The sequence below is a fragment of the Streptomyces carpinensis genome (assembly GCF_002154505.1).
Classification (GTDB): Bacteria; Actinomycetota; Actinomycetes; order Streptomycetales; family Streptomycetaceae; genus Streptomyces; species Streptomyces carpinensis.
Genome location: NZ_MUBM01000004.1, coordinates 1 through 13,014, shown reverse-complemented (window position 1 = coordinate 13,014; position 13,014 = coordinate 1). Strand labels below are relative to the sequence as shown.

Here is a 13,014-nt window from a genome sequence, read left to right as displayed (position 1 = left end):
CCGACGGGGTCCAGGTCCACAGCCAAGCCCCCGCTGCCGTCGGACCTGAGGCGGAGCCGGGTGCCTCCGGCCTGCCTCTCGGTGATGTCTCGCAGGCCCGGCCCCGTGCCTGAATGGGGACTCCTTGCGTGTGGTGCCAGACGCTAATGACCGAGGGTGGTCCTGGGGCGGAGGATTCGATGGGCGCGAACTCCCTTGCGTCCTTTACGGCTTGGCGCGGTGGGCCGCTTCCGCTGGAGACTGCGCGGACAACGTAGCCAACAGCGCGCACAGTGCGCTCGACCAGTGGCACAGCCAGGCATCACCGCAAACGCACTCGGCATCACATTGGCCACCGAGGTCATCACGTTCACCGGCACACCCGTCCGTGCGAAGCACTCGTTCTTCGCGCTTCACAAGCACTCCACGACTGCCGGGCCGCCTTGCGGCCGTGGAACTCGGCCCCGGCCGGCAGTCGGGCGGCGGCCCCGTCGTGGAGCCGTTCGCCCTTGGCTCTCCCCGAGCCCCGCAGACATACACCGCCACGCCTGTGGCGGCGCCCGCGCGATCAGACGGTGCTGGCACGAGCCGCAGCGGGAGTTGATGGACAGTGCCCTGCGCGCTCGAAGTCCCCTGCTCCAACGCCTCTGCGAGCAAGGGAAGTCGCTGCAACGCCTCACCCGATCCGTGGGTCACCTCACGGCGATGCAGGATGCATTTTTCCTTCTGTTTGGGTTGACGCCGCCGGAATCCTCCTTAGTGTCCGTGACATGCATCACATCCGCGAGTTCTCCGGATCGATGAGGGGGTAAGTCATGGCTCTCGACGAAGCGACCACGGCGTTCCTGTCCCAGATGGCGGAAAGCGGGATGAAGCCGTTGCATGAGATGACGCCCATCGAGGCCCGCGGCCTGGGCGGTGCACTCCACGAGATGTACGGCCCAGGACCGGAGGTTGCCCGTGTCGCCCATGACACCGTGGCGGTCGACGGCGGCCAGGTCCCGGTACGGATCCTCGCCCCCGAGAACCCCCGCGCCGTGATCGTTTACTATCACGGCGGTGGCTGGGTCATCGGCGCCATCGACGAGTTCGACACTCTGGCCCGGCAGATGGTGCAGCGCACCGGCGCTGCCGTGGTACTGGTCGACTACCGGCTGGCTCCGGAACACCGCTACCCCACAGCTGCCGAGGACGCCTGGGCGGCACTTCGATGGGTCGAGGCCCATATCGGCGAACAGGCCACGCCGCTGCCGCTGATCGTCGCCGGCGACAGCGCTGGGGGAAACCTCGCGGCGATCGTCGCGCAACGCGCCAAGACAGAAGACGGTCCGGAGATCTCACTGCAGGTACTCGTGTACCCGGTCACCGACGCCGACATCGACAATGCAAGCTACCGCGACCTCGACAACCAGCTCATGCTCACCCGGGACTCGATGATCTGGTTCTGGGACCACTACGCCCCCGACCCGGCCTCCCGCCGAAACCCCGATGCCTCCCCGCTACAGGCCACGGACCTGTCCGGTCTTCCGCCAGCCGTGGTTCTCACCGCCGAGCACGATGTGCTCCGCGACGAGGGAGAGGCCTACGCAGAGAAGCTGCGTGCGGCCGGAGTCCCTGTGGTGCACCGGCGCTTCGCCGGTCAGATGCACGGTTTCTTCACCATGGTCAACGTACTGCCCAGTGCCGCCGAGGCCATGGAGTACGTCGGTGAACAGATCGACGGCCACCTTGCCGCCCGCCCCCTGCACAGCCCTGCCTGACCAAGCTCTCCCCCGCAACACGGTGTCGGGAGCCTTCCCGCCGGCGGCGGAGCGGACACGCCGCCGCCGGCTTCAGTGCCGTGCACGCTCCCCACAGACCTCCAACGGCGAAGGACAGCGGTCGAACCGACCGCGTTGAGGAGGAAGCAAATGACCGATCCTCGGAAGATCGACGCCATCATCGTCGGCGCGGGCATCGCCGGGCTTTACCAGCTCTACAAGCTGCGCGAGCTCGGCATGAACACCCGAGTGCTCGAGGCCGGTGACAATGTCGGCGGCACCTGGTACTGGAACCGCTACCCCGGCGCGCGCTGCGACGTCGAGAGCTTGTCGTACTCGTACTCGTTCTCCCCGGAGCTCGAACAAGAATGGACCTGGACCGAGCGCTACCCCGCTCAGCCGGAGATCCTCCGCTACATCAACCACGTCGCCGAGCGCTTCGACTTGCGCAAAGACATCACGTTCGGCACTCGCGTGATCTCAGCGGTGTACGACGAGGCCGTGCAACGGTGGCTGGTGGACACCGACACGGGCGAGTCCATCGACAGCCAATTCCTCATCATGGCAACCGGCTGCCTGTCCGCCTCAAAGCTTCCCGAGGTGCCCGGCCTGGAACGATTCCAGGGCCCGACCTACCACACCGGGCACTGGCCGCATGAGGGTGTGGACTTCACGGGCATGCGCGTCGGCATCATCGGCACCGGCTCCTCCAGCGTCCAGTCCACCCCGGTCATCGCCGAGCAAGCGGCCGACCTCACCGTCTTCCAGCGAACCCCGGCCTACTCACTCGCCGCCCGCAACCGGCCTTTGGAACAGTCGGAGATCGCCGAGATGAAGGCGAACTACCGCGCCTGGCGGGAGGCCCAGCGCACTTCCGGGTTCGGGGTACCGGTCGAACTGCCCACCCAGTCCGCGCTGGAAGTCTCCCCGAAGGAGCGCACCGCCAAATACGAAGCCGGCTGGCGGGAGGGCACCCTCGTGTCCATCCTCGGCGGCTACACCGACACCCTCACCGACCAGGAGGCGAACGAGACCGCGGCCGAGTTCGTCCGGCAGAAGATCCGCGAGCGGGTGCACGACCCCGAAGTCGCGGAGACGCTCAGCCCGCGCACCTACCCGTTCGGCACCAAACGACCGTGTCTCGACACCGGCTACTACGAGACGTTCAACAAGTCCCACGTCCACTTGGTGGACCTGCGCAAGACCCCGCTCGTCAAACTCACCGAACGGGGGCTTCGAACCTCCGAGCAGGAATATGAGTTGGACGCGATCGTCTTCGCCACCGGTTTCGACGCGATGACCGGCGCCCTCAACGCGATCGACATCCGCGGCAAGGGCGGAACAGCGCTGCGGGACAAATGGGCCGAGGGACCACGGTCCTACCTCGGGCTCGCCGTCGCAGGCTTTCCGAACCTCTTCACGATCACCGGCCCGTCCAGCCCGTCCGTGCTGTCCAACATGATCGTGTCGATCGAGCAGCACGTCGACTGGATCACCGACTGCATCGCGTACCTGCGCGAGCACGACATAGCCGCGATCGAGCCCACCGCCGACGCCGAGGACGGCTGGGTGGCCCACGTTGAGGAGGTCGGCAACGCCACCCTCTATCCCACCGCCGACTCTTGGTACATGGGCTCGAACGTGCCGGGTAAACCGCGAGTGTTCATGGCCTACATCGGTGGCGTCGGGGTCTACCGGCAGCGGTGTGACGAGGTAGCGGCGAAGGGGTACCAGGGCTTCACACTCCAGGAAGCATTGACCCGTACCTGATCCGCGCCAGACCCCGTTCATGAGGACCGGCGTGGAGCATGCCAGCATGCTGCACCCCGGTCCTCTTTCGCTCTAAGATTGCTTGTCCGCCAGGGGAGGAGCGTCGCGATGTCCTATGCCGTCCCGTTGACCCGGCGCGAGGCGATCATCCGGCAACTCCGCGACGAGATCGTCACCAGAGTTCTGCCACCGGGCGCGGTCATCAAGGACGCCGAGGTCGCCGCGCGGCTAGGAGTGAGCATTACCCCAGTTCGCGAAGCCATCGCCCAGTTGGCTGCTGAAGGACTCATCGACATTGCACCGAACCGGGTCCGGCGCGTCACCTACGTCACGCAGAAGAACGCACTCGAGCTGATCGACGTCATGGGCGTACTCGCCTGCGCCGGCGTCGAATGGGGGGTGGACAACCTCACCGAGACGCACCTGGAGCAGATGCAGGAGCGCTTGGACGAATTCGTAGCGGGCCTGCAGCGCGGGGATGTGACGGCCGCCGCCGCCGCGGGCGCTGACTTCAGCACGATCATGATCATGGCCAGCGGAAACCGCGAGTTGCAGACCCATGTCGATCTCGTCGTCGCCCGCACGTTGCGGCTGCTCGCCCTCAACAGCGACAGCGACCTATGGCAGATCTGGGTCGACGGGTACCGCGAGGTACTCACGCTGCTCGAGCGCGGCGACCGATCCGCAGTCGTCGAACGTTACCGCGCCATCTACCAGGAGTACCGAGCGCGCGTGCAAAGCCTGCAGTTCCCCCATTAAGACGACGGCGAGTGGGTGGCGGATTTTCGGGACGGTCAGCGTGATCGGATCGCGGCTTCCTGCGAGGCAGTGCGCATCTGCGGGCCGTCTCAGGGTCGCGTCGGCGGCGAGGGCGGTACCGGTCTGACACGACGTCACTGTCCCCTACCCACTGACACCAAGCCACGCGAAGGCGACCCCGATGGCCGCGTGCCGGTGCTGCAGCTGTGCTCGTCACACCGACCACCAGGTGCGGTCGTTGTCGTAGCCGCGCTGCAGGATCTCAACGACGGACTCGTGGGTGAGATCGCGCGGGTTGTTGGCCGTCAGGCGGGTCGCGAGCATCGCCTGGTCGGCGTCCGTCCGCGGGCTGACTCAACAGTGGCGTGTCCCGGCCGGTTGGTTCCGGAGGTCGGCGTGTCGGCCGTGGCTGCCCTGTCGTCCGACGGCGAGGAACACAGTCCAGTGATATCGCTCGGCGTCGATCCCCACAGGTCCCCCCTTACCGCCACCGGCGTTGAGTCGGAACCAAACCAGCGGATCGGGACAATGCAGATCGAGGCGAGCCTGACGGACTTCCGCCGGCTGCCGGCCTGGGCCAGGCGGTGGCCTCAGCGGAGGTGGGCGGTGGAGAACGCCGACGGACCGGGCCGGCATCTCGCTCAGTGGCTCATCGCCCGCGGCGAGAGCGTCGTCGACGTGCTTGCCGCAGCGACCAGTCGAGTGCGCGAACTCTCCCGCCGTGGACGGCGCAAGAACGGCCAGATCGGCGCCGCGGCCACGGCCACCGCCACCTGCCCGCAGGGAGTCGAGCCTGAGGATCACACCACGGCGCTGGCTCTCCTGGACGAACTGCGTGTGAACCTGGCCAAGGCCCGGGTACGCACGTCAATCAACTCCACGCGCTGCTGCGTGATCTGCTGCCCAGCGGCGCCCCGACTCAGCTATCCGCGGGCCTGGCCGCCAAACTGCTGCGATGCGTCCGTCCCGTCGGCGACGTCGAGACCGTCCGCAAGGACGTCACCGGGAATCTGGTCGCCGAGATCCGGAAACTGGACGAGCAGCTCACGGACAATGCTGCCCGTATGGAGAGCCTCGTGGAGGCATCGGGCAGCGCCGCGCCGCCTCGAAGTGTGCCTTCCTCGAAGCCGTGACAGGGCTGCCGCAGCAGCTGCGACTCGCCGCGCATTGCGACAGTGCAAGGACGAACCGCCGGCTAGTCCACCTCCGCCTCTCTGCTACCCGCAGGCCAAGGCCCGCTGCCCACACGCCGACCGGGCACCAGGGACAATGCCAGCATGCCCACGCTCTTCACCAAGATCATAAACGGCGACCTGCCAGGCCGGTTCGTCTGGACCGACGACCGGGCGGTGGCCTTCCTGACCATCGCCCCCGTCACCCCCGGACACACCCTCGTGGTGCCCCGCGAAGAGGTCGACGACTGGACCACGATCGCACCCGACCTGATGAGCCACCTCACGACCGTCAGCAGCAAGATCGGCGCAGCGGTCCGCCGCGCCTTCGACGCACCGCGCGCCGGGCTGGTGGTGGCCGGCTTCGAAGTTCCCCATTGCCACCTGCACGTCTTTCCCGCGTGGGGACTGGACGACTTCGACTTCCGCCGTGCCAACAGCAACGCTTCGGCAGCAGAACTCGACGAGGCCCACGAACGCATTCTCGCCGCCCTCTCGTGACTGGTCACCACGCCGTCCGGCGGCAGGATGGGCCTGCTCCGTGCCACAGAGGCCAACGCCCCTCGTGGCTGGTGCACCTGACCGTCCAGTCCGCCGGAGGCAGTCGGCCCGGGAGACGCGTATCTGCGGAATCATCGCGGTCGGTGGTGTGATGACAGCGACGTACAGCGCACCGAAGAACTCGAAGTCCCCCGCCCGGCGTGGCAGCCCCACACGCGATGCAACACACGGCGGACCCTTCCCCGCCACCACCGAGCCCACCAAAACATCCGTCGGTGCCGCCGCGATCGAGCGGCCTGCGGTGGCCAACAGTCGCGGCCGCAGCGGCTGCTGCCCCCGCCGCTGCGCGACGACAACCCCTTTGGCGTGCCCCGGAAGGTACACGAGTAGCAAGGCCGTGGCGACCGGCCCTCGCGCGGCGAACCGGCCGCCTCCACGCCACCGGCGGTAGGGGACACGGGGAGCGGTATGCGGACCACGCATCGCCGCCACTGACGCGCACCCAAGCAATTCCAGCCGGTGGGCGCCCGGGCCGGCGAGTTCTGCATCCAGGCCCGGCTCCTCACCGAGGCCGGATCGGAGAGCAGCCGCAGAGCCGGCATCCGGCCGCCCGCACCCCGGCCGTGCTGATCATGCGGGCGGCAACTGATGGTACGGAGTGCCTTTACGTGTGGCACTCAGTGCCATAATCTGTGGCCGTGCACGGCGGCAGCGCAACCGCGCACAGGCGTGCACGACTGCCTCACGCACGCGGAATTTCCGGCCGAGCGCAGGAAGTTGGCCAGCGTGTACCACCACTCAGGAAACTCCACTCATCCGGCGGCGGACTCCGCGACCGGCCTCCTCGAGCCCACAAGTCGCGGACCGGAAGCCCTGTATTTCCAGCGCTGCACCTGGTGCGGCACCGCCATGTACCACCGCGTGCTCTGTCCGGTCTGCCGAGGCAGCAACCTGCGGACCGCGCGCAGCCACGGCACCGGCGCCGTCCGACACTCCACCGTCGTGCACCGCAACGGCCCCGCCGCGCACAACGTGTCCCTGATAGAGATGGACGAGGGTTTCGTCGTCCGAGGCCGGGTCATGGGCCCACTCAATGGCATCTACCCTGGCGACCGGGTACGGCTGTCCACCGCGCAGGGCCTGGTACGGGGCGAGCCCGTCTTCCAGTTGCTGGACGAGTACCGCGCCCGTAGCTGACTCTCCGCCAACCTGCGGTGGGCGCCGATAGGTCAGGGCAGCAGCGACCTGTCCGGCGGGGTCCGGACCTCGAGCGGTTCCCGGGCACCGACCTACTCCTCGCAGCGTCCGCGGCCGACGGCCAGCGCCTGCAAGGTCAGCACCGCGCAGACGGCGCAGACACTGCTGGGCCAAACAAGCGGCTTGGGATACGGAATGGGTACGCGGGCTCATAAGGCTCTTGGGGGCTGGTACCGAGGACATCGGAGGCGGACCGATCGTGGGACCGAGGTTCAGTGATCCTGGTGACCAGTTGCGCCGAGGGGCGCTGCTCTGCTTCGTCGCCTGCGCGGGGTGTGATCTCGTCAATCCGTACCTCGGACGCCCCAGCAACCAGGCCTCGGTGAGCCAGCGTTGCCTCGGAGACCGCATGGTCGACGGACATGGCGTCCAGCAGGTTCCTCAGAGCCAGTGGACTGCAAGGCTCGTATGCAGCGGGGCATCGAGGTGTTCCCGGGCTGCTGCGAGGACGAGGCATGCAGGTCCGAGGGCCATGGGACGGGCAGGAAGCACGCACGTTCCGAAGTGCCGCAGTGCTGATGGCGACATCCGGAGCTATGCCCATACACGTTAGCCAGCTAAGTCAAACAAATCGCCTAATTCGTATCGCTGACGTTACATTGCGCATGTGCGGCTCCGTTCAGCCTTGGATTGTTCCCACGCAACAGACCGACTGTTCATGGTCTATGTCACTAAGCGGAGCGGTTTCATTTCTCAGTCGTCGGGCGTACTTTCTTGGCAGTTGGGGTCAGTGGACCTGTCGCCCGGAGCGGCAGCGATTGAGGCGTCAGGGCCGGCGACAGGCTCACGAAGCCCGCAGCAGGTCGCTTCCTTCACAGTCATGGAGCCCGCACTCCGACATGGGGCCAGCACCACGACGTGACTCTGGACCTGACGCCAATTATTTTTTTATGGAGTAACGATATGGATTCTCTCACAGAACTCGATTGCACCCTACAGCTTGTGGTCGCCCCAGGGAGAACCATCCCTGTATCTGCTCGACTTTCCTACTGTTCAAACGATCCTTTTGCGGTTCACGTCGCCTTCCATACCCACGCGCAGGCCCCGGTCAGGTGGGCTTTCGCACGTGACCTGCTGGCTCAAGGCATGACTCGGCCCAGCGGACAGGGTGATGTTCGGATCTGGCCAGGGCGTGCAGAAGAGCCAGGACTGCTATGTCTTGCTCTGTCCTCACCTGGCGGGTATGTGCTGTTCACCGCCCCTGCGGCCGTGGTGAGGCCGTGGCTGATGCGGACCTACCACCTGGTCCCGGCCGGTCATGAGCAGGCAACGCTCGACCTCGACAGAGAGTTGTCCCAACTGCTGGGCGAGGTCGCCTGACGGCACCGAGGGTGATGCAACAAAGGAAGCCGCAGGACCGCGTCTTGAGATCTCCCTTCCCCCCGTGCGATGCGATGACGCTATCGAAAGTCGAGTTGGTTCGTTCGACCCCTCCCGACAGGAGCAACGGTGGGCAGTCCACCTGTTGAGCTGTAGTTGAGCGGTAGCGGAGTGTGTCACTACGGTTCCGGTCATGGCGGCACTGGACGGACTGATAGACCGGACGACTACGGCCCAGCAGGTGGCAGACGGGCTTGCGGAGCGGATCTTCACAGGGGATTTCCGTCCCGGTGAGCGGTTGCGGGAGAGTACCCTCTCCGCCGGATTGCGCATTGCACGCAACACGGTCCGGGAGGCGATGCATCTTCTGGAGCTGGGCAGGCTGGTCCGCTTCGAGATCAACCGCGGCGCCGTGGTCGTCTCCCCGGCCCCTGAAACGGTGTACGCGGCACGAGAGCACCTGGAACAGGCGGCGCTGGCCGCCCCGCTGAACGGCGACAAGCTCGCCGGCGACGAAGCTGCCTTCGCGGACTTCACCGCGGCGGCCGGTTCACGAGACCGGGCGCGCATCGTGGCCGCCGACCTGGCCTTCCACGCGGCGATCGTCGCAACGCTCGGAAACTGCCGGATCGACGACCTCTGCACGGTGCTGACCAGGGAACTCCGTTTCTACCTCATGGCGCTGTCCGCCCAGGACCGCGAGTTCGAACATGAAGACAGGGTGCTCGCCGAGCACAAACCCCTGATGGACGCCATCCGCGCAGGAGACAGCGAGCGAGCCCAGCGGGAGGCAAGCCGCCACATCGCAGTAAATGCCGCCCGGGTGCAGAAGGTACTGGCCGCCCGCAGCGGTGGGGCCTGAGGTCCGCCCCCTCCGACTCCGCGCCCCTTACACTGTCGCCGGGCAGGCAGGCTGGCCGGTGCTGCGGCTGGTGTGATCCGGCGCCGTTGCTCGCGCGGGCATCCGGCCGGTCGGATCCCTCGGCCCGACCTACAGCACCTTGATCAGGGCGTCCTCCTCCCAGCCGTCGCCGTCCTCGAAGTGGCCTTCCATCGCGGCGCTGTTGTCGACGCCCATCCGCCCTGCTTGGCGATGACCTTGCGGTCGCTGCCGGCGCGCTTGGAGCTGGTGGCCAGCCCGCGGCGCGGGGAGTGCCGGTGGGGCGGAAGGACAGCGCGACCCACGCGCCCAGCCGCGTGATGACGTCGCCGATGGTCTCCGGTTCGAGCCCGCCGTCCAGGACGTTGTGCCAACGGTTGTGCAGCGGCTTGTAGGCGAAGTCGTCGGGGTCGCTCAGGCCGGCCGACTCCTTCCAAGCCCGCCACGCGCGCACCGAGCAGCTGCTCGCCGGAACCGAACGGCACCTTCACCTTCCTGGGCTTGACCTTTGACACCCGCACGTCGACTTCCATGCCGTGCTCGGTCTCCACGAAGTCACGCACCGACGAAGTGGGGCTGCGCCTCCGCATCCGCAGCCCCCGACGAACCCGTACCCGCCGGACCGTGTGCACTGCCCCGTCTGAGAGTTCACGTTCGCCAATACTTGCCTTTGCCAAATCTTTAATCTCAACCCCCCTCTTTCAGTTGCCTGCGGCAACCAACCTAATTATGGTTGCCTCAGGCAACGAACTTAGGAGGCGCGATGGCCCAGCAGGCGCAGTACGAGGAGCTGGTGCGCCAGTTCAGCGCCTTCGGCGCCGTGAAGAGGGACATGGGGCGGATCCTGCCGTCCGACTGCCCGAGTGGCTCCGTCGCTGTACTGACACTGCTCGGCCACCACGGCGACATGCGCATGAGCAAGCTCGCGGAGCTGCTCGCCGTCGACATATCGGTCACCAGCCGCCATGTCGCCCACGCCGCAGACCGCGGCTGGATCGAGCGCTCCCTCGACCCTGCCGACAAACGCTCCCGGATCCTGCACCTGACGGCACCCGGCCGGGCCCAGCTCGACGAGCTGTCCCGGCGCAGCGCCGCGCTGCTGGCCGAGCGGCTGAACGACTGGTCCGACGAGGACGTCGACGGGCTCATCCGACTCATGACCAGGCTGCGGGCGAGCTTCGGCGACTGCCGGACCACCGCGATCCGGGTCCCCGTCCCGTAGTCGAAGAGACCACCCGTACACCCGCAAGCACGTAAGGAAAAGTAAGGAAGCCTATGGCAACGACCACACCAGCCGGTGTGCGGGCTCACGCCAAGCATGGGGGAGGCTCCACGGGGAGCGCTCCGATGACGCACCGGCAGATCATGGAGGCGCTCTCCGGGCTGATGCTCGGCATGTTCGTGGCGATCCTGTCGTCCACGATCGTCTCCAACGCCCTGCCGAAGATCATCGGCGACCTCGGCGGCGGCCAGTCCGCCTACACCTGGGTGGTCACCGCCTCCCTGCTGTCGATGACCGCGACCACTCCCCTCTGGGGCAAGCTCGCCGACCTGTACAGCAAGAAGGCGCTCGTCCAGATAGCGCTGATCATCTTCGTCATCGCCTCGGCCTGCGCCGGTCTGTCGCAGAACCCCGGCATGCTGATCGCCTGCCGCGTGGTCCAGGGCATCGGCACCGGCGGTCTGTCCGCACTGGCGCAGATCGTCATGGCCGCGATGATCTCCCCGCGTGAGCGGGGCCGTTACTCCGGCTACCTCGGCGCCACCTTCGCCGTCGCCACCGTCGGCGGCCCGCTCCTCGGCGGTGTCATCACCGACACCTCCTGGCTGGGCTGGCGCTGGTGCTTCTACGTCGGCGTGCCCTTCGCGATCATCGCGCTGATCATGCTGCAGAAGACCCTGCACCTGCCCGTCGCCAAGCGCCAGGTCAAGGTCGACTGGGCCGGCGCGTTCTTCATCTCCGCCGCGGTCTGCCTGCTGCTGGTCTGGGTCACCTTCGCCGGTGACAAGTACGACTGGATCTCATGGCAGACGTACACGATGGTGGCCGGTTCGATCGTCCTCGGCGCGCTGTTCGTGCTCGTCGAGGCCAAGGCCAGCGAGCCGATCATCCCGCTGCGGCTGTTCCGCAACCGCACCATCACGCTGTCGTCGCTCGCCTCGCTCTTCGTGGGCATCGCGATGTTCAGCGGCACCGTCTTCTTCGCCCAGTACTTCCAGCTGGCCCGGGACAAGTCCCCGACGATGTCCGGCGTCCTGACGATCCCGATGATCGGCGGTCTGTTCGTCTCCTCCACCGTCTCCGGTCAGTTCATCACCCGTACCGGCCGCTGGAAGGGGTGGCTGGTCAGCGGTGGCGTGCTGGTGACGGCCGGTCTGGGCCTGCTGGGCACCATCCGGTACGACACCGACTACTGGAAGATGGCCGTCTTCATGGCGCTGCTGGGTCTCGGCATCGGCATGATGATGCAGAACCTGGTGCTGTGCACGCAGAACCAGGTGGCGCCGAGCGACCTCGGTTCTGCCAGCTCCACGGTCAGCTTCTTCCGTTCCCTGGGCGGTGCGGTCGGCGTCTCCGCGCTCGGCGCGGTAATGGCCAACCGGATCACCCACTACGTCAAGGACGGCCTCACCGACCTCGGCCCCAAGTACGCGCACCTCGCCTCCGGCTCGGGCTCCGGCGGCTCCATCCCGGACATGAACAAGCTGCCCGCGCCGCTGCGCACGGTCATGGAGAGCGCCTACGGGCACGGCATCGCGGACGTCTTCCTGATCGCGGCCTGCATGGCGTTCCTCGCCTTCGCGATCACGCTGTTCATCAAGGAGGTCCCGTTGAAGACCAAGGGCGGCCTGGCGCAGGCCGAATCGCCCGAGTCTGAGCAGGCTGAGGCACCGGCCGCGGCCGCCGCCGAGGCTCCCGGCCCCGTCGAGGAGACGGCCCCGCGCTGGGCGGTGACGACCACCCAGACCCGTCCCGAAGACGCGGCCACGCAGAAGCTCGCGGCCGCCGCCACGGTGGCTCCGAGCGGGCCGGCCGCCGGTGCCGGCGGCGGGGTCCCGGTGCGCGGCTTCGTCCGTGGTGCCGAGAGCGCGCCGGTGCCGCAGGCCGCGGTCACGCTGATCTCGCTGGCCGGCCGCCAGCTGGGCCGGTCGGTCTCGCAGGCCGACGGTGCCTACGCGGTGGACGCGCCGGGTGCCGGCTCCTACGTCCTGATCGCCTCCGCCGACGGCTTCCAGCCGCAGGCGTCCACGATCGTCGTGAACGGTGAGCCGGTGGCGTACGACATCCTGCTCAGCGGCACCAGCGGGCTGACCGGTGTGGTGCGGGCCGTGGAGAACGGGCTGCCGGTGAAGGACGCCATGGTGATCGTCACCGATGTGCGCGGCGACCTGCTGGCCACCTCGACCACCGGTGAGCAGGGCGAGTTCTCCTTCGCCGAGCTGGTGCCGGGTGCGGTGACCGTCGCGGTCAACGCCACCGGGTACCGGCCGCGGGCGCTGCCCGTCGAGGTGGGCGGCACCGGGGTCACCCGGGTCGAGATCGACCTCGACTCCGGCGCTCAGTTGCAGGGTGTCGTCCGTGCCCCGCACGGGCCCCTCGCGGACGCCCGCGTGA

At 67.4% G+C, this 13,014-nt stretch carries 8 protein-coding genes and 2 pseudogenes; all 10 read left to right on the top strand.

The annotated features are described in order from the left end of the window. The first annotated feature begins 794 nt into the window (after window positions 1-794). Window positions 795-1,739, top strand: coding sequence for an alpha/beta hydrolase (locus BZY54_RS00380; RefSeq protein ID WP_086722312.1), 945 nt, complete (start codon window positions 795-797; stop codon window positions 1,737-1,739). Window positions 1,740-1,889: 150 nt separating this feature from the next. Further along, window positions 1,890-3,509: a flavin-containing monooxygenase gene (locus BZY54_RS00375; RefSeq protein ID WP_086722311.1), complete on the top strand. Its 1,620-nt coding sequence runs from the start codon at window positions 1,890-1,892 to the stop codon at window positions 3,507-3,509. A gap of 108 nt (window positions 3,510-3,617) precedes the next feature. Further along, window positions 3,618-4,268 (top strand): GntR family transcriptional regulator, encoded by a 651-nt coding sequence (locus tag BZY54_RS00370; RefSeq protein WP_086722310.1) that lies wholly within the window; start codon window positions 3,618-3,620, stop codon window positions 4,266-4,268. Between the two features lie 1,277 nt (window positions 4,269-5,545). After that, entirely contained in the window at window positions 5,546-5,941 is a 396-nt protein-coding gene (locus BZY54_RS00365; RefSeq protein ID WP_086722309.1) for an HIT family protein, read from the top strand. 226 nt (window positions 5,942-6,167) lie between these two features. Continuing rightward, window positions 6,168-6,331: pseudogene (locus BZY54_RS52625) on the top strand (aldehyde dehydrogenase (NADP(+))); the annotation flags it as partial. A gap of 396 nt (window positions 6,332-6,727) precedes the next feature. Then, on the top strand, window positions 6,728-7,138 hold the full coding sequence (locus BZY54_RS00360) for a Zn-ribbon domain-containing OB-fold protein (protein ID WP_086722308.1): 411 nt from the start codon (window positions 6,728-6,730) through the stop codon (window positions 7,136-7,138). Window positions 7,139-8,101: 963 nt separating this feature from the next. Continuing rightward, window positions 8,102-8,518: an SsgA family sporulation/cell division regulator gene (locus BZY54_RS00355; RefSeq protein WP_086722307.1), complete on the top strand. Its 417-nt coding sequence runs from the start codon at window positions 8,102-8,104 to the stop codon at window positions 8,516-8,518. A 193-nt stretch (window positions 8,519-8,711) separates the two neighbouring features. Then, window positions 8,712-9,380 (top strand): GntR family transcriptional regulator, encoded by a 669-nt coding sequence (locus tag BZY54_RS00350; RefSeq protein WP_086722306.1) that lies wholly within the window; start codon window positions 8,712-8,714, stop codon window positions 9,378-9,380. 781 nt (window positions 9,381-10,161) lie between these two features. Next, window positions 10,162-10,655, top strand: a pseudogene (locus BZY54_RS00340) (MarR family winged helix-turn-helix transcriptional regulator). Window positions 10,656-10,745: 90 nt separating this feature from the next. After that, window positions 10,746-13,014 (top strand): MFS transporter (locus tag BZY54_RS00335; RefSeq protein ID WP_483025141.1); only part of this gene is annotated, 2,269 nt, incomplete at its 3' end.

Bases quoted from the DNA above. Each gene is read 5' to 3' on its own strand.
- BZY54_RS00380 (WP_086722312.1), top strand. From the start codon at position 795: ATGGCTCTCGACGAAGCGACCACGGCGTTCCTGTCCCAGATGGCGGAA.
- BZY54_RS00375 (WP_086722311.1), top strand. From the start codon at position 1,890: ATGACCGATCCTCGGAAGATCGACGCCATCATCGTCGGCGCGGGCATC.
- BZY54_RS00370 (WP_086722310.1), top strand. From the start codon at position 3,618: ATGTCCTATGCCGTCCCGTTGACCCGGCGCGAGGCGATCATCCGGCAA.
- BZY54_RS00365 (WP_086722309.1), top strand. From the start codon at position 5,546: ATGCCCACGCTCTTCACCAAGATCATAAACGGCGACCTGCCAGGCCGG.
- BZY54_RS00355 (WP_086722307.1), top strand. From the start codon at position 8,102: ATGGATTCTCTCACAGAACTCGATTGCACCCTACAGCTTGTGGTCGCC.
- BZY54_RS00350 (WP_086722306.1), top strand. From the start codon at position 8,712: ATGGCGGCACTGGACGGACTGATAGACCGGACGACTACGGCCCAGCAG.